This is a genomic window from Streptococcus sp. M143 (assembly GCF_000162495.1).
Classification (GTDB): Bacteria; Bacillota; Bacilli; order Lactobacillales; family Streptococcaceae; genus Streptococcus; species Streptococcus dentisani.
Genome location: NZ_GG730097.1, coordinates 694,361 through 710,769, shown reverse-complemented (window position 1 = coordinate 710,769; position 16,409 = coordinate 694,361). Strand labels below are relative to the sequence as shown.

Annotated in this window: 14 protein-coding genes; 10 read left to right on the top strand and 4 right to left on the bottom strand. The window is 42.3% G+C overall.

Annotated features, from left to right (window positions below; genetic code table 11):
* The first annotated feature begins 9 nt into the window (after positions 1 to 9).
* Positions 10 to 768 carry a CPBP family intramembrane glutamic endopeptidase gene (locus HMPREF0850_RS10125; RefSeq protein ID WP_000698660.1) on the top strand — a complete coding sequence of 253 codons (759 nt, stop codon included), beginning with the start codon at positions 10 to 12 and terminating at the stop codon, positions 766 to 768.
* 48 nt (positions 769 to 816) lie between these two features.
* Here HMPREF0850_RS10125 and HMPREF0850_RS10120 read toward each other — a convergent pair whose 3' ends face one another.
* A complete protein-coding gene (locus HMPREF0850_RS10120; protein ID WP_025168397.1) occupies positions 817 to 2,100 on the bottom strand; it encodes a uracil-xanthine permease family protein in 1,284 nt (427 codons plus the stop codon).
* 382 nt (positions 2,101 to 2,482) lie between these two features.
* Complete coding sequence (gene rsmG / locus HMPREF0850_RS10115; protein ID WP_000801952.1) at positions 2,483 to 3,196, bottom strand: 16S rRNA (guanine(527)-N(7))-methyltransferase RsmG; 714 nt, start codon at positions 3,194 to 3,196, stop codon at positions 2,483 to 2,485.
* Between the two features lie 93 nt (positions 3,197 to 3,289).
* Here rsmG and HMPREF0850_RS10110 point away from each other — a divergent pair, with 93 nt between their 5' ends.
* Positions 3,290 to 3,850: a LemA family protein gene (locus HMPREF0850_RS10110; protein ID WP_000637804.1), complete on the top strand. Its 561-nt coding sequence runs from the start codon at positions 3,290 to 3,292 to the stop codon at positions 3,848 to 3,850.
* Between the two features lies 1 nt (position 3,851).
* Positions 3,852 to 4,751: a zinc metalloprotease HtpX gene (htpX, locus tag HMPREF0850_RS10105; protein ID WP_000895751.1), complete on the top strand. Its 900-nt coding sequence runs from the start codon at positions 3,852 to 3,854 to the stop codon at positions 4,749 to 4,751.
* A gap of 46 nt (positions 4,752 to 4,797) precedes the next feature.
* Here htpX and HMPREF0850_RS10100 read toward each other — a convergent pair whose 3' ends face one another.
* Together HMPREF0850_RS10100 and HMPREF0850_RS10095 are read right to left on the bottom strand one after the other, a co-directional pair.
* Positions 4,798 to 6,357 (bottom strand): ATP-binding cassette domain-containing protein, encoded by a 1,560-nt coding sequence (locus HMPREF0850_RS10100; RefSeq protein WP_009014043.1) that lies wholly within the window; start codon positions 6,355 to 6,357, stop codon positions 4,798 to 4,800.
* Between the two features lie 339 nt (positions 6,358 to 6,696).
* On the bottom strand, positions 6,697 to 7,026 hold the full coding sequence (locus tag HMPREF0850_RS10095) for a hypothetical protein (RefSeq protein ID WP_000389556.1): 330 nt from the start codon (positions 7,024 to 7,026) through the stop codon (positions 6,697 to 6,699).
* A gap of 167 nt (positions 7,027 to 7,193) precedes the next feature.
* On the opposite strand from HMPREF0850_RS10095, the gene HMPREF0850_RS10090 reads away from it, so the two are divergent.
* The 7 genes from HMPREF0850_RS10090 to HMPREF0850_RS10060 all read left to right on the top strand — a co-directional run bounded on the left by HMPREF0850_RS10090 (position 7,194) and on the right by HMPREF0850_RS10060 (position 16,330).
* Entirely contained in the window at positions 7,194 to 7,736 is a 543-nt protein-coding gene (locus HMPREF0850_RS10090; RefSeq protein WP_000773203.1) for a YceD family protein, read from the top strand.
* Positions 7,737 to 8,366 (top strand): endonuclease III, encoded by a 630-nt coding sequence (gene nth / locus HMPREF0850_RS10085; RefSeq protein ID WP_000244439.1) that lies wholly within the window; start codon positions 7,737 to 7,739, stop codon positions 8,364 to 8,366. It abuts the gene before it with no gap.
* A gap of 209 nt (positions 8,367 to 8,575) precedes the next feature.
* Positions 8,576 to 9,097, top strand: coding sequence for a bifunctional pyr operon transcriptional regulator/uracil phosphoribosyltransferase PyrR (gene pyrR / locus HMPREF0850_RS10080; RefSeq protein WP_001259298.1), 522 nt, complete (start codon positions 8,576 to 8,578; stop codon positions 9,095 to 9,097).
* Positions 9,098 to 9,118: 21 nt separating this feature from the next.
* Complete coding sequence (locus HMPREF0850_RS10075) at positions 9,119 to 10,042, top strand: aspartate carbamoyltransferase catalytic subunit (protein WP_001293859.1); 924 nt, start codon at positions 9,119 to 9,121, stop codon at positions 10,040 to 10,042.
* 49 nt (positions 10,043 to 10,091) lie between these two features.
* Positions 10,092 to 11,174 (top strand): carbamoyl phosphate synthase small subunit, encoded by a 1,083-nt coding sequence (locus tag HMPREF0850_RS10070; RefSeq protein ID WP_000746721.1) that lies wholly within the window; start codon positions 10,092 to 10,094, stop codon positions 11,172 to 11,174.
* A 428-nt stretch (positions 11,175 to 11,602) separates the two neighbouring features.
* Positions 11,603 to 14,779, top strand: coding sequence for a carbamoyl-phosphate synthase large subunit (carB, locus tag HMPREF0850_RS10065; protein WP_009014042.1), 3,177 nt, complete (start codon positions 11,603 to 11,605; stop codon positions 14,777 to 14,779).
* Positions 14,780 to 14,995: 216 nt separating this feature from the next.
* Positions 14,996 to 16,330 carry an Nramp family divalent metal transporter gene (locus HMPREF0850_RS10060; RefSeq protein ID WP_000100516.1) on the top strand — a complete coding sequence of 445 codons (1,335 nt, stop codon included), beginning with the start codon at positions 14,996 to 14,998 and terminating at the stop codon, positions 16,328 to 16,330.
* Positions 16,331 to 16,409: the final 79 nt, after the last annotated feature.

Sequence of the window (16,409 nt, the reverse complement as noted above, 5' to 3'; positions counted from 1 at the left end):
GGAGGAGATATGAAAATTTTACAAAGCATTCACCCAACTAAGCCCCTGCGCTACTTGAGATGGTTTGATATTCTGATTATTACAGTTCTAATGTTTGGCCTGTTTATCATTCGTTCAACGGAGCTCTTTTTATCAAGTATGTTTCCGACAGGTTTGTCAACTACAATGGATACGGCAAGTAATACTGTCGGCGAAGGAGCAGCCTATTCGAGCAACTTCACTCTGCAAGTGATATTTCTGACCTTGGCCTTGCTTTACCTTTTGATTCGGAATTATGATTTCAATCAGCTTCCTATTCGTTGGACCTGGTCCCTTCTCTTTTGGGTTCCATTTATATTTGCCATTGTGGGATTGTTTGGAGACTTGGTGACGACACTAACTGGTGAATACAATTACTTTAATCCAGCCCTTTTTGCCCACATAGATCCCATGGAAGTTATACGGAAGTTCCTAGTGCTTAGTCCGATGGCAATTGCCTATGCCTTGCTAAATGGCTTCTATGAAGAGTTTTTCTTTCTAGGGTTGTTGACCTCAGTGAAAGAAAAGCACAAGTGGCGGGTTTTGTTTTATTCTACCCTCATTCGGATTTCTTTTCACACTTATCAAGGATTAGTATGGACGCTGGTTATTGGTGTAGTTTATGGCTTATTCTATTATTTTTTGTACAAATATAAGGTGAAAAATCTCCTCCCGTTCTTTCTCATGCATGCTCTGGCAGACATGTTTGGTTCTAGCCTCATGTATCTCTTGATTGCTTGGGGAAGGTAAGAATCAGAAAAATCCACTCAACTGAGTGGATTTTGTGTGTATAGATGACTAGTCTTTATTTTCGTATGGTAAGATCAGGTTTAAGATGATACCTGTCATAGCTGATAGGGCAGTACCTGAAAGGGTAACTGGTCCTACTTTGAGGATGGCTCCACCAAGCCCAAGAACCAACATAGCACTAGCAATGATGAGGTTACGCATTTGACTAAAATCAACGCGCTCCTTGATCAAGACTTTCAAACCGTTGCTGGCGATAACTCCGTAGAGAAGGATGGACATCCCACCAAGTACAGCACTTGGGATTGTTGAGATCAAGGCAGTGAATTTACCAAGGAAGCTAAGTGCAATTGCGATAAAGGCTGCGTTACGGATAACTGAGACAGAAGCTATACGGGTCATTCCGATAACCCCTGTATTTTCACCGTAAGTCGTATTAGCTGGTCCACCGAGGAAAGCAGATACAGATGTTGCAATACCGTCACCGAGAAGTGTACGGTGAAGACCTGGTTCTTTCAGGAACTGACGGCCACAGATTTGGCTTAAGACGGTATGGTCACCGATGTGTTCAGAAATTGTTACGATAGCGATAGGCAAGATGGCAATTGTTTCAGGACCAAAGTAGAGGTTGTACTCTTTAAAGGCACCACCAGTGCTAAATGGCAAGTAGAAACCAGGAATTTCAAACCAGTTAGCTTGAAGGACTGGAGTAAAGTCAACCAAACCAAGCATCATAGCGAAGATATACCCACCGATGATGGCAAAGAGGAAAGGAATGATACGAAGGAAACCTTTTCCTTTTGTATTGATAAAGGCGGCAATCAAGAACGTCACGACAGCTACAAGAGCGTTCTTCCAATTTCCGTCCGCTACAAGTCCAGCGTTAGTAACTGCTGAACCTGCAAGTCCGAGACCGATAACGATGATCATAGGACCGATAATGATTGGAGGCAAGAGTTTGTCAATCCATTTCGTACCTGCAAAACGAACACCAGCAGCAACAAGGACGTAGACCAAACCAGTCAGGATAACCCCTGTTTGAGCAGCAGAGACGTCACCACCCATCTCTTTCATAGCTAGAGACATGGCCGTGATAAAGGCGAAGGATGATCCGAGATAGACTGGAACTTTAAAGCCAGTTGATATCATGTAGATGAGTGTTCCAACACCTGATGCAAAGAGAGCAACAGATACAGGCATTCCCAAAATCAATGGTACCAAGATGGTCGCACCGAACATGGCGAAAACGTGTTGGAAACTAAGGAGAATTCCTTTTCCAGCTGAAGGACGTTGGTCAACGTCTAGTAACAAATCAACAGTTGATTCTTGTTTCATATAAACCTCACTTTTGGGCATCAAAAAAGAGCCCATTATTTTACAGCAACAGGCTCTCAGAGTAAGACTTCTTTAAAGAGAGGGGTATCTCATTAAAGAATTTCATATATTTCTGCGTCTTCGTCACCTCACGGGATGACATTAAAAACCTTTGCTTAGGATAGTATAGCAGAAAAAAATGATTTTGTAAATCATTTTTTCCCGAGCCCGGAAATGCGAGAGCGAGGTTCGTTTTGTAAACGAATTTTTCCCGAGTCTAGAAATAAAAGAGCGAGGCAGATTTTGTAAATCATTTTTTCCCGAGTCTAGAAATAAAAGAGCGAGGAATGATTTTGTAAATCATTTTTACTCAACTTTAAACAAGGGTGCGCTATTGATAGGATTAAAGCGGGCGTTTGTTGGGCATGCCAGCCTTACGTGGATATTTATTTGGTGTTTCCTTTTTCTTTTCTACCACTGTGATGTAGCGCGGATCTCCATTTGGTAGGGCGTAGCTGAGATTGTCTTCAACTTTACTAAAAAGGAGATTGAGGGCATTCTTAGCTTCTAACAATTCCTCAGGCGCGTTGCTGGCCTTGAGTGCCAATAGTTTTCCGCCGACTTTAAGATAGGGAATGGTCAGCTCAGACAAGATCTGCATGCGAGCAACCGCACGAGCCGTCACCATATCAAAATGAGCACGGAAGTTCTTGTCTTGGGCAAAGTCTTCAGCGCGTCCATGGTAGAAGTGAACACCATCCAAATCCAACTCCTGAGCCAAAAGCTGAAGGAAGTTGATGCGCTTATTGAGCGAATCAATGATGGTCACATCTAGCTGAGGATAGAGGATTTTCATAGGAAGACTAGGAAATCCTGCCCCAGCTCCGATATCAAGAAGTTTGATAGTTTCATTTGAAATTAAACCTTGCAGGATGGGAGCAATCGAATCATAAAAATGTTTGAGATAAACTTCTTCTTTGTCTGTAATAGCGGTCAGGTTAATTTTTTCATTCCACTCGACCAAGAGCTCAAAATAGCGTTCAAATTGGTTCTTTTGCTGGTCCGAAAGTGGAAGATTTTGCTCAGCTAGTAGGCTGTAAAATGTTTCTGGTTTCATAGTAGTTTCCTTCTCTAGTATCATCTTATTTTACCATATTCATTAAAATTTTGATATACTGGTAGTAATCTAAAAGCAGAAAGGAAAAAGATTATGATTTGGATTATTCTTGGAGTTTTGGCTCTGATTGTTATTTTTGTGATTGTTAGCTATAACGGTTTGGTTAGAAATCGTATGCAAACCAAGGAGGCTTGGAGCCAGATCGATGTTCAGTTGAAGCGTCGAAATGATCTTTTGCCAAACTTGATTGAAACAGTCAAAGGATATGCGAAATATGAAGGTTCTACTTTGGAAAAAGTAACAGAACTTCGTAGACAAGTAGCTACAGCAACTTCACCAGCTGAAGCTATGAAGGCCAGTGATGCCCTTACCCGCCAGATTTCTGGTATCTTTGCAGTAGCAGAGAATTACCCAGACTTGAAAGCTAGTGCAAACTTTGTTAAATTGCAAGAGGAGTTGACCAATACTGAAAATAAAATTTCATACTCTCGCCAACTCTACAACAGTGTTGTCAGCAACTACAATGTAAAACTTGAAAGCTTCCCAAGTAACATCATCGCAGGACTATTTGGCTTTAAAGCTGCAGACTTCCTTCAAACACCTGAAGAGGAAAAGGCAGTTCCTAAAGTTGACTTTAGCGGTTTAGGTGACTAAGATGTTGTTTGATCAAATTGCGAGCAATAAACGAAAAACTTGGATTTTGTTGCTGGTTTTCTTCCTTCTCTTGGCCTTGGTTGGTTATGCGGTTGGCTATCTCTTTATGCGTTCAGGTCTTGGCGGCATGATTATTGCCTTGATTATAGGTCTTATCTACGCTCTGACCATGATCTTTCAATCAACAGAGATTGTCATGTCCATGAATGGGGCGCATGAGGTTGATGAGCAAACAGCGCCAGACCTCTACCATGTAGTGGAAGATATGGCCATGGTCGCTCAGATTCCTATGCCGCGTGTTTTCATCATTGAGGATTCTTCTTTAAATGCTTTTGCAACAGGTTCGAATCCGCAGAATGCCGCAGTAGCAGCAACGTCGGGTCTCTTAGCTATCATGAATCGTGAGGAGCTAGAAGCTGTTATGGGGCATGAAGTCAGTCATATCCGAAACTACGATATCCGCATTTCGACCATTGCTGTTGCCCTTGCAAGTGCCATTACCCTTCTGTCTAGTATGGCAGGACGGATGATGTGGTGGGGTGGGGCAGGTCGCAGACGGAGTGATAATGATCGCGATGGAAATGGTTTGGAGATTATCATGCTTATTATCTCTCTCTTAGCCATTGTTCTAGCACCTCTCGCAGCAACCTTGGTGCAGCTTGCCATTTCCCGTCAGAGGGAATTTCTAGCGGATGCATCCAGTGTGGAGCTGACCCGCAATCCTCAAGGGATGATCAATGCCTTGCGCAAGTTGGACAATAGCGAGCCGATGCATCACCATGTTGACGATGCCAGCAGCGCTCTTTATATCAATGATCCTAAGAAAGGTGGCGGGCTTCAAAAACTCTTTTATACCCACCCACCTATCTCAGAACGAATCGAACGCTTGAAACACATGTAAAAAAAAATCCAGAGAGATTTCTCTGGATTTTTGCTATGTTCAAAAATTATAAATCTTGTAAATCGACGACTTCCAAACCATTTTCTGTCAAACGATAGATACTCGTACAGACCTCTTTTAAGAAACGTCGATCATGTGAAACAGTGATCAGACCGCCAGGATAAGAGGCAAATAGTTTTCTGATCTCGGGTTGGGAAGTTGGTGAGAAATTTCGGGTAGGCTCATCCAGAAGGAGAAAGTTTGGTTTGCGCAACACTAAATCCAAAAGTAGGAGTTTACCTTGTTGCCCGCCAGATAGGGAGCGGATTTGGTGGTGCATCTCTGGATAGCTGAAATTGAGACTGGCTAGGTGAGATTGGATTTTCTGTAGTTCCTCTTTTTCCCCAGTTTGGCTGAGATAGGCTACTGGAGATAAATCCAATTGTAGTTTTTTATGGTAATCTTGTGGCATAAAACCAAGTGAAATCTCTCTTTTGGCGCTTAGTAGTTGCTGCAACTTGGCTAACAGAGTTGATTTTCCAGCACCATTTGGCCCGATGATACCGATTTTATCTTGGCCACGGACCGTTAGTCGTAACTCTTGAGCTAAAATGCGCTCGCCAATGGACAAATTTTCTTTTTCCAGTTGGACTAAGACTTTAGAAGCCGGTAATGGTTGGATGTCTGAAAAGAAAAGTTGGATTTGTTCCTCTTCAAGTGGTTTTTGGGTCATGGACTGAGCTTCCTTTTCAAAACGTTTTTCTTGAGAGAGAACAGTTTTCATCTTTTTAGCCAATAGGCGACCGGCAGTACTGTCTTTGGTAGCTCGAAGTGCAGTTTCTACATTTTGCTTAACTCGGCGATGTTTTTCCATGGTTTTGTCATAGGCTCTCTGGTCGTTAGCAGCTTGCTGACTTTGTCTGGCAAAATTAGCCTTTCTCTGCTCACTATAGCGATCATAGTCTAAATGCTCGACTAGCGTTTCCGCTTCTTTCCGATGCTTGACCAGTCGCAAGTGGACAATAGTATCAGCCGTTTGAGAAAGAAAGTCTTCATCATGGGAAATGAAAATAACAGTTTGCCTAATCTTTTGAATCTGTCTTTTTAGCCAATCAACTGTCTCAAGGTCTAGGTCATTTGAAGGTTCATCTAAAAACAGAACCTCAAAAGGTTTTGCTAACTCGTGGATGAGCTGAATTTTCAAAGCTTCGCCCCCCGAGAGGCTCCCAATTTCTTGATCGCTAGCAAAACGATCGCTATCAAAATGCAATTCCTCCGCCAAACGATAAAGAATGCTGTAGTCTAAATCAGCAGAATCCAAAAAGAAGTAGTCATGGAGAGTCCTACTTTTCAGAAACTCGGGGAGTTTTTGAGGAATGTAGGCCAGTGATTGAAGATCAGACTGGATGTCGCCCCTGATAGTAAAATCAGGTAATGCTTCCCCAATTAAAGCTCGTAGTAAAGTCGATTTACCATTTCCTTCTTCACCAATAATAGCAACCTTTTCTCCGTCTTGGATAGTCATGGTTAGGTCAGATACAAGATCTCGTAAATCTTTGTTTTGCGTGATAGTTAGATGATTGATTTTTATCATATTGTTTCCCTTTCTAGAATGTCGATAGTGCATAACAAAAAGCTCTACTTTATCTAGTAGAGCCAAAGTCACTGTCCAAAACTCTATTAATACTCTTCAAAAATCAAATTCAAACCACGTCAGTGTCGCCTTACCGTACTCAAGTACAGCTTGCGGCTAGCTTCCTAGTTTGCTCTTTGATTTTCATTGAGTATAAAATGCCAGAAAAAGAGCATAAAAGAGCACACAAAAAGAGACAAAAACAAGATCTACTAAATAAAGTTCTTTATTTGATAGATTAGTTGTTCATGTCTCCCTTACCTCCGAGTATTAGTACCTCTATCCTATACCTTTCAGGAAATTTTGTCAATAGTAAATCCAAAATTATAAACTCTAAAATCCGAAAACAGGTCCATAGAGAGTCAGTACGTGTCTGACATGCTCGTAATGGAACTTGTCATAGTTCCGCCAAGCGGTGCGTGCTTGATCGCTTAGTTTTAGGCTACCTAGTCCAATCAGTAGACTGGTACGTTGGTAGAATTTCTCAAGGTCGATTAAGATACTGTTGTCAAGCTTTTCCACTTTTTTAAGTTCCTTGAGAGTGCTGTTCAGCAGTTCTTGTAGACGGAAATCATCGGCTGTACCTTGTTTGCAATTTTGGAAACTTTGATTTAACTCGGAAAGTAGTTGGTAAGCTTCAGTGATGAGTGCCTTGTCTTCCATGTGAGCATCCTCCTTGCTCTAATGTATTCTTGCCTATAGTATAGCACTAAACAGAAAATATGTCATAGTAAATATGTTAAAAAGGAGATTTTAATATCAAAGTTTGGAAGGCTGACTTGTAGCCTTTTCATGGTATAATCAAGTGAGTACATCTTTATGGAGGAAATATGAAGTTAAATATTCAAGAAATTCGTAAGCAGCCTGAAGGCCTACACTTTGAACAAACTTTAGACCTTGTCGCAGACTTACGTACCCGTAATCAAGAAATTTTAGATGTCAAAGATATCCTAGCAGTGGGAAAGGTCCAGTACGAAGACCGTATGTATTTCCTAGATTATCAGTTATCTTATACCATCGTTCTTGCTTCCAGCCGCAGTATGGAGCCAGTTGAGTTGGCAGAGTCTTATCCAGTCACAGAGGTCTTCATGGAAGGAGCGACCAACCAACTGGACCAAGAAGTTTTAGATGATGACTTGGTTTTGCCTATTGAAAATGGGGAAATCGACCTTGCTGAGAGCGTAGCAGATAATATCTTGCTCAATATTCCTATCAAAGTCTTAACAGCAGAAGAAGAGGCGGGACAAGGTTTTGTGTCTGGAAATGACTGGCAAATCATGACTGAGGAAGAATACCAGACCCAACAAGCAGTCAAGAAAGAAGAAAACAGTCCATTTGCTGGCTTGCAAGGACTATTTGATGGAGACGAGTAGATGGTTTTATCCAAGAAACGTGCTCGTCATGTCATTGAGGAAATTATTGCCCTTTTCCCAGATGCTAAGCCTAGTCTTGATTTTACCAATCATTTTGAACTCTTGGTTGCAGTGATGCTGTCAGCCCAGACCACAGATGCTGCGGTAAATAAGGCTACACCAGGTCTCTTTGCTGCTTTTCCAACGCCACAAGCCATGTCTGTAGCGACTGAAAGTGAAATTGCTTCATACATTTCTCGTCTGGGACTGTATCGAAATAAGGCTAAATTCCTTAAAAAATGTGCTCAACAGTTACTAGACGATTTTGATGGTCAAGTGCCTCAGACTCGAGAGGAATTAGAAAGCCTAGCAGGTGTTGGACGCAAAACAGCCAACGTAGTCATGAGTGTGGGCTTTGGAATTCCAGCCTTTGCAGTTGATACTCATGTTGAGCGTATCTGTAAGCATCACGATATCGTTAAAAAATCAGCTACGCCCCTCGAAGTAGAAAAACGTGTCATGGATGTTCTGCCTCCAGAGAAATGGTTGTCAGCCCATCAAGCTATGATTTACTTTGGACGGGCTATCTGTCACCCAAAGAACCCAGAATGCGATCACTATCCACAATTATATGATTTTAGTTCGTTATAAGATGAAAATTTTATGTTTTTTTCTTGCATTGATCCTTTCTTTGTGATATAGTAATAACAATAAAATATTCCTTTAAACCTGTCCCGTGAGGCAGGCAAGGAGCGCGATAAAGTAGAAGGGTGAAGTCTATACTGTTTACAGTTGGGCTCGCTTGGCTATACATTTCAAGTCTCCTTGTAGAAGGAGACTTTTCTTTTTGGAGGTTTGTCATGAGGACAAAAGAAGTTGTAGATGAATTGACCGTCAAACGAGCGATTACTCGGATTACCTACGAGATTATTGAGCGAAACAAAGATTTGAATAAAATCGTTTTGGCTGGTATTAAAACGCGAGGTGTCTTTATCGCTCGCCGTATCCAAGAACGTTTGGAACAGTTAGAATCTCTTTCAGTTCCAGTGGTAGAACTGGATACCAAGCCTTTCCGTGACGATGTTAAAAGTGGAGAAGATACCTCTGTAATCTCTGTTGATGTGACAGATCGGGAAGTTATCTTGGTCGACGATGTACTCTACACTGGTCGTACTATTCGTGCAGCTATTGATAACATCGTCAGCCATGGTCGCCCTGCTCGTGTGAGTTTGGCAGTCTTGGTTGATCGTGGCCACAGAGAACTTCCAATCCGTCCGGACTATGTTGGAAAAAACATCCCAACCAGTCGTTCTGAAGAAATTATCGTAGAGATGACAGAACTAGATGGACAAGACAGAGTACTAATCACAGAACAAGCCTAAAACACTAAAAGGAGTAAAAAAATGTCAGAAAATCAACAAGCTTTACAACATGTCGTTTCTATGGAAGACCTTACTGTAGAACAAGTAATGAAATTGATTAAACGAGGAATCGAATTTAAAAACGGAGCGAGTGCTTCTTATGAGGAACAACATATCGTTTCCAACCTTTTCTTTGAAAGTTCAACTCGTACCCACAAATCCTTTGAGGTAGCAGAACTGAAACTTGGACTTGATCTTTTGGATTTCGATGTGAAGACCAGTTCAGTGAATAAGGGTGAAACACTCTATGACACGATCTTGACGCTGTCTGCGCTAGGAGTGGATGCCTGTGTCATTCGTCACCCAGAGGTGGACTACTACAGAGAATTGATTGCTAGCCCGACCATCACAACTTCGATTATCAATGGTGGGGACGGTTCAGGGCAACACCCTAGCCAAAGTTTGCTTGATTTGATGACAATTTATGAAGAATTTGGACATTTTGAAGGTCTTAAGGTGGCTATCGCTGGCGACCTCAACCACTCACGGGTAGCTAAGTCTAATATGCAAATCCTTAAACGCTTGGGAGCGGAGCTTTACTTTGCAGGTCCTGAGGAATGGAGAAGTGAGGAGTTTGAACATTACGGTCGATTTGTATCAATTGATGAGGTGATTGATCAAGTAGATGTTATGATGTTTCTTCGTGTGCAGCATGAACGTCATGAAATTGTGACAGGATTTTCAAAAGAAGACTATCATAACCAGCATGGATTGACACAAGAACGCTATGACCGCCTAAAAGAAAAAGCAATCCTTATGCACCCAGCTCCAGTCAATCGTGACGTGGAAATCGCTGATCACTTGGTAGAAGCACCGAAATCACGTATTGTTCAGCAAATGACCAACGGTGTCTTTGTCAGAATGGCAATTTTAGAATCTGTGCTGGCCTACAGAAAAGCAAAATAAGGCACAAAGCGTTAAAAGATGTCTGAGAGCATCAACGAGAGGTGAGTAGATGAAAAAACGACTTCTAGTATTAGAAGATGGTACAGTATTTGAAGGCAAGGCCTTCGGAGCAGATATTGATGTAACAGGGGAAATCGTCTTTAACACAGGGATGACTGGTTACCAAGAATCCATTACAGACCAGTCTTATAATGGACAAATCTTAACCTTTACCTACCCTTTGGTGGGAAATTATGGAATTAACCGTGACGACTACGAGTCAATCACTCCTACCTGCAAGGGAGTAGTAGTTTTTGAAGAAGCGAGTAGAGCCAGCAACTGGCGCAATCAAATGACCTTGGATGAATTCTTGAAAGCGAAGAAAATACCAGGTATCTCAGGAATTGATACCCGGGCTTTGACAAAAATTATCCGTAAGCATGGTACCATGCGTGCAACCCTTACGCATGTTGGTGATACGATGGACCATATCATAGACCAGCTCCAAGCGACAGTTCTACCGACAGATAATATCAAGCAAGTCTCTACTAAGACAGCTTATCCTGCTCCTGGAGTTGGATTGAGTGTCGTATTGGTAGACTTTGGTCTCAAACACTCCATCTTACGCGAACTATCTAAGCGTAACTGTAACGTGACCGTTGTTCCATACACAACAACAGCAGAAGAGATTCTCCATCTCCATCCTGACGGGGTCATGTTGTCAAATGGTCCAGGAAATCCAGAAGATGTCCCCCAGGCACTCGATATGATTCGTGGTGTGCAAGGGAAAATTCCGATCTTTGGTATCTGTATGGGACATCAACTTTTTGCTATGGCAAATGGTGCTAAGACCTACAAGATGAAGTTTGGTCACCGTGGATTTAACCACGCGGTGCGTGAAATTGCAACAGGCCGAGTAGACTTTACTAGCCAGAACCATGGTTATGCGGTTAGCCGTGAGGATTTGCCAGAGCATTTGATTATTACCCATGAAGAAATCAATGACAAGTCAGTTGAAGGTGTGCGTCACAGATACCAACCAGGTTTCTCTGTGCAATTCCACCCAGATGCAGCTCCAGGACCGCATGATGCAAGCTATCTCTTTGATGAATTTATCGAAATGATGGAGTCGTTTAAATCTGCTAATCGCTGATATAGGAAACTCCGTCAGAGGCTTGTCGAATAAAAAGGCAAGTCCTTTCTTTTAGTTGAGCAATGAGATGATGAAAATTTTTACACTCGATTTATTATTGAAAAATCATCGGAGAATTTATTTAATGTCGCTCTGTGAGGCGACGAATAGAAAGGCAGGTCGTTTCTTTTAGTCGCTATTGTGCGAACTAAAAACTCCCTGCACTAGATTTTTTACCGAAAAGTATCGTTTCGCTAAAAAATCGTTGGAGAATTTATTTAATGGCAACCTGAGAGTTGCCGAATAGAAAGGAGAAGGGTGGTCCGTATTTTCTGAACTGAATACGGGCTACGGACGGTGCTAAAAAGATAGTTATTCCTAGAACTGATAGTTCTTCGTCATAACTCCTATTTTAGCTTTGTCCGCTTGACGCCCTTAATATCTTATAAATGCCTAAACGTACTGATATTCAAAAAATTATGGTGATTGGTTCTGGTCCGATTATTATTGGTCAGGCTGCTGAGTTTGACTACGCGGGGACCCAGGCCTGCTTGTCGTTGAAAGAGGAAGGATATGAGGTTGTCTTGGTGAACTCAAATCCTGCCACTATCATGACGGACAAGGAGATTGCGGACAAGGTTTATATTGAACCGATTACACTTGAGTTTGTGATACGTATTCTCCGTAAGGAACGTCCAGATGCTCTGCTTCCAACTCTTGGTGGGCAAACAGGGCTCAATATGGCCATGGAATTGTCTAAAAATGGTATCTTAGATGAGCTTGGTGTCGAACTACTAGGTACTAAATTGTCTGCCATCGACCAAGCAGAGGATCGTGACCTCTTTAAACAATTGATGGAAGAGCTTGAGCAACCAATCCCAGAATCTGAAATTGTCAACACAGTGGAAGAAGCTGTTGCCTTTGCGGCATCAATCGGCTACCCAGTGATTGTTCGTCCAGCTTTCACACTTGGTGGTACTGGTGGTGGTATGTGTGCCAACGAGGAAGAATTGCGTGAAATCGCTGAAAATGGGTTGAAACTGTCACCTGTTACCCAATGTTTGATTGAGCGTTCCATTGCAGGTTTCAAGGAAATCGAATACGAAGTCATGCGTGACTCAGCTGACAATGCTCTGGTTGTTTGTAACATGGAAAACTTTGACCCAGTTGGGATTCACACAGGAGATTCCATTGTATTTGCCCCTGCGCAAACCATGTCAGACTATGAAAACCAAATGCTTCGTGACGCGAGCTTGAGCATTATTCGTGCCCTCAAGATTGAAGGTGGATGTAACGTTCAGCTAGCCCTTGATCCGCACAGCTTTAAGTATTATGTTATCGAAGTAAATCCTCGTGTATCGCGTTCTTCAGCCCTTGCTTCTAAGGCGACGGGTTACCCGATTGCCAAATTGGCTGCCAAGATTGCTGTCGGTTTGACCTTGGATGAGGTTATCAACCCAGTTACAGGTTCAACCTACGCTATGTTTGAGCCAGCCCTCGACTACGTCGTTGCCAAGATTCCACGTTTCCCATTTGACAAGTTTGAAAAGGGAGAACGCCGTTTAGGTACCCAAATGAAGGCGACTGGGGAAGTCATGGCCATTGGTCGTAACATCGAGGAATCTCTTCTAAAAGCCTGTCGTTCACTTGAAATTGGGGTTCACCACAATGAAATGCCTGAACTTGCATCTGTTTCGGATGATGCCTTGATTGAAAAGGTTGTCAAGGCCCAAGATGATCGTCTCTTCTACGTATCAGAGGCCATTCGCCGTGGTTACACACCAGAAGAAATTGCTGAATTGACTAAGATTGATATCTTTTATCTAGATAAACTCTTGCACATCTTTGAAATTGAGCAGGAATTGGGTGCCCATCCACAAGATTTAGAAATCTTGAAAACTGCCAAACTTAATGGTTTCTCAGACCGTAAGATTGCTGAACTCTGGGAAACGACAGCTGGCCAGGTTCGCCACCTTCGCTTGGAAAACAAGATTGTTCCAGTATACAAGATGGTTGATACCTGTGCCGCAGAATTTGAATCAGAAACTCCATATTTCTATTCAACCTATGGTTGGGAAAATGAGTCTATCAAGTCTGATAAGGAATCCGTTCTAGTCCTAGGTTCAGGTCCAATCCGTATCGGTCAAGGGGTTGAGTTTGACTACGCAACTGTTCACTCAGTTAAGGCTATCCAGGCTGCTGGTTATGAAGCTATTATCATGAACTCAAACCCAGAGACCGTTTCTACGGACTTCTCTGTATCTGATAAGCTCTACTTTGAACCATTGACATTCGAAGATGTCATGAATGTTATCGACTTGGAGCAACCAAAAGGTGTTATCGTTCAGTTTGGTGGTCAAACAGCCATCAACCTTGCGGAGCCTTTGGCAAAAGCAGGTGTGACCATCCTTGGTACACAAGTCGCTGACCTAGACCGCGCCGAAGATCGTGACCTCTTCGAGCAAGCTCTTAAAGACTTGGATATTCCACAGCCACCAGGACAAACGGCTACCAATGAAGAAGAAGCAGTGCTTGCAGCTCGCAAGATTGGCTTCCCAGTCTTAGTTCGCCCATCTTATGTTTTAGGTGGACGTGCTATGGAAATCGTGGAAAACGAAGAAGACCTTCGTTCTTACATGCGTACCGCTGTTAAGGCTAGTCCAGACCACCCAGTCCTTGTTGACTCTTACATCGTTGGGCAAGAGTGCGAAGTCGATGCTATTTCAGACGGAGAAAATGTCCTCATCCCTGGTATCATGGAGCACATCGAACGTGCCGGTGTCCACTCAGGTGACTCAATGGCCGTTTACCCACCACAAACCTTGTCGCAAAAGGTTCAGGAAACTATCGCAGACTACACCAAACGTCTTGCAATCGGCCTTAACTGTCTCGGAATGATGAACATTCAGTTTGTCATCAAGGATGAAAAAGTCTACGTTATTGAGGTCAATCCGCGTGCCAGCCGTACGGTTCCATTCCTTTCTAAGGTAACTAATATTCCTATGGCTCAGGTAGCGACCAAGCTCATTCTTGGGCAAAGTCTTGAAGAACTTGGCTACCAAGATGGACTTTACCCTGAAAGTACACGCGTTCATATCAAGGCGCCAGTCTTCTCCTTCACCAAGTTAGCTAAGGTAGATAGCTTGCTCGGTCCTGAAATGAAGTCAACAGGGGAAGTTATGGGTTCTGATACGACTCTCGAAAAAGCTCTCTATAAAGCCTTTGAAGCTTCTTATCTACATTTGCCAACCTTTGGAAATGTAGTCTTTACCATCGCAGATGATGCCAAAGAAGAAGCCTTGGACTTGGCTCGACGTTTCCAAAATATCGGTTACGGTATCCTTGCGACAGAAGGAACTGCAGCCTTCTTTGCCAGTCATGGACTACATGCCCAACCTGTTGGTAAGATTGGTGACGATGAGAAGGACATTCCAAGCTTTGTCCGCAAAGGAAAAATCCAAGCGATCATCAATACTGTTGGAACAAAACGAACTGCTGACGAAGATGGAGAGCAAATCCGCCGTTCAGCCATTGAACACGGGGTGCCACTCTTCACAGCCCTAGACACAGCCAATGCCATGCTCAAAGTGCTGGAAAGCCGTAGTTTTGTCACAGAAGCAATCTAGTTGAGAAAAAATTTTTACAGTTAAAAAGTCAGCGTAGAAAACGCTGGCTTTTTGCAATATAGATCTTGCTTATTTCAACTATCATTCTTTCCTGAAGAATCATTCCAAAATGTGATATAATAAGGAAGAATTGGAAATAGGAAACTATTTTCATGATATTTTCAAAAAATCCATTAAGAAAATAGGTAAAGACAGATTAGAAAGTGTTAAATTCCGATGTCTTCTTACAAAAAAGTCTCTCTTTCTGAGATCAACCAATCTATTGAAACTCCGAATAACAATCATTTTTGGCAAAATCTAAAAGCATTTTTAGGACCTGGAGCCCTTGTAGCAGTTGGATATATGGATCCTGGAAACTGGATTACCAGTGTGGTTGGTGGTGCCTCCTACAAGTACAGTCTTTTATTTGTTATTTTAATTTCATCCATCATTGCCATGCAGCTGCAACAGATGGCTGGAAAGCTCGGTATCGTGACTAGGATGGACCTAGCACAGGCAACAGCTCATCATGCTCCCAAATGGCTTCGCTATAGTCTTTGGGTGATTTTAGAATTAGCTTTAATGGCGACAGACTTAGCTGAGGTTCTAGGCTCAGCGATTGCCTTAAATCTTTTATTTAAAATACCGATTATGGTCGCTATCCTCTTAACTGTTTTAGATGTATTTCTTTTGTTGTTGTTGATGAAATTTGGCTTCAAAAAAATTGAAGCCATTGTTACGACCCTTATTTTAACCATATTAGCCATCTTTACCTATCTGGTAGCTTTATCCAATCCAAGTATCCAGGGAATCTTTAGTGGTTATTTACCGACTCCTACATTATTTGAAACACCATTGCCAGGTCATGAAAGCCAATTGACCTTGGCTCTAGGAATTGTAGGAGCGACAGTCATGCCCCATAATCTCTATCTTCATTCATCCCTATCCCAGACAAGGAAAATCAATCACAAAGATAAGAAGGATGTTCGAAAAGCCGTGCGTTTTATGACCTGGGATTCAAATATCCAGCTGTCCCTAGCCTTTATTGTCAATTCCTTGCTTCTTATTTTAGGGGCCTCTCTCTTTTTTGGGCATGCATCTGAAATTTCGGCATTCTCCCAAATGTACAATGCTTTACAGGATTCGACAATAGCAGGAGCGATAGCTAGTTCAACTCTGTCAACTTTATTTGCCCTAGCCCTCTTAGCAAGTGGCCAGAATTCGACCATTACAGGTACCTTAACGGGACAGATTGTCATGGAAGGTTTCTTACATCTGAAATTGCCTCAGTGGATTATCCGTATCGGTACCCGTATTTTTGCCTTGCTCCCTGTGATTATTGTAGCCGTCTTGTTTGGACATCAAGAAAAAACCTTGGATCAGTTATTGGTCTATTCACAGGTTTTTCTGTCAATCGCTCTTCCGTTTTCAATTTTCCCCTTAATTTATCTGACCTCTAAGAAGTCACTGATGGGAGAATTCACCAATGCCAAGTGGAATACCATCCTAGGTTACGCAGTTTCAATCATCTTGACCATTCTCAATATCAAGCTTCTTTTCGATATTTTTTAAACTTGTTCAAATTAGTTCTCGGCACTAGCTTGAAGCTTGATATTGAGATAATAGTAGTGGTTGATTCATAAAAAGAAGT

What these genes read in the sequence shown, in the direction of transcription:
- HMPREF0850_RS10110 (WP_000637804.1), top strand. Translation starts at nt 3,290, where the DNA reads ATGATTTGGATTATTCTTGGAGTTTTGGCTCTGATTGTTATTTTTGTG.
- HMPREF0850_RS10070 (WP_000746721.1), top strand. Translation starts at nt 10,092, where the DNA reads ATGAAAAAACGACTTCTAGTATTAGAAGATGGTACAGTATTTGAAGGC.
- HMPREF0850_RS10075 (WP_001293859.1), top strand. Translation starts at nt 9,119, where the DNA reads ATGTCAGAAAATCAACAAGCTTTACAACATGTCGTTTCTATGGAAGAC.
- HMPREF0850_RS10125 (WP_000698660.1), top strand. Translation starts at nt 10, where the DNA reads ATGAAAATTTTACAAAGCATTCACCCAACTAAGCCCCTGCGCTACTTG.
- htpX (WP_000895751.1), top strand. Translation starts at nt 3,852, where the DNA reads ATGTTGTTTGATCAAATTGCGAGCAATAAACGAAAAACTTGGATTTTG.
- HMPREF0850_RS10060 (WP_000100516.1), top strand. Translation starts at nt 14,996, where the DNA reads ATGTCTTCTTACAAAAAAGTCTCTCTTTCTGAGATCAACCAATCTATT.
- nth (WP_000244439.1), top strand. Translation starts at nt 7,737, where the DNA reads ATGGTTTTATCCAAGAAACGTGCTCGTCATGTCATTGAGGAAATTATT.
- HMPREF0850_RS10120 (WP_025168397.1), bottom strand. Translation starts at nt 2,100, where the DNA reads ATGAAACAAGAATCAACTGTTGATTTGTTACTAGACGTTGACCAACGT.
- HMPREF0850_RS10090 (WP_000773203.1), top strand. Translation starts at nt 7,194, where the DNA reads ATGAAGTTAAATATTCAAGAAATTCGTAAGCAGCCTGAAGGCCTACAC.
- HMPREF0850_RS10095 (WP_000389556.1), bottom strand. Translation starts at nt 7,026, where the DNA reads ATGGAAGACAAGGCACTCATCACTGAAGCTTACCAACTACTTTCCGAG.
- rsmG (WP_000801952.1), bottom strand. Translation starts at nt 3,196, where the DNA reads ATGAAACCAGAAACATTTTACAGCCTACTAGCTGAGCAAAATCTTCCA.
- HMPREF0850_RS10100 (WP_009014043.1), bottom strand. Translation starts at nt 6,357, where the DNA reads ATGCACTATCGACATTCTAGAAAGGGAAACAATATGATAAAAATCAAT.
- carB (WP_009014042.1), top strand. Translation starts at nt 11,603, where the DNA reads ATGCCTAAACGTACTGATATTCAAAAAATTATGGTGATTGGTTCTGGT.
- pyrR (WP_001259298.1), top strand. Translation starts at nt 8,576, where the DNA reads ATGAGGACAAAAGAAGTTGTAGATGAATTGACCGTCAAACGAGCGATT.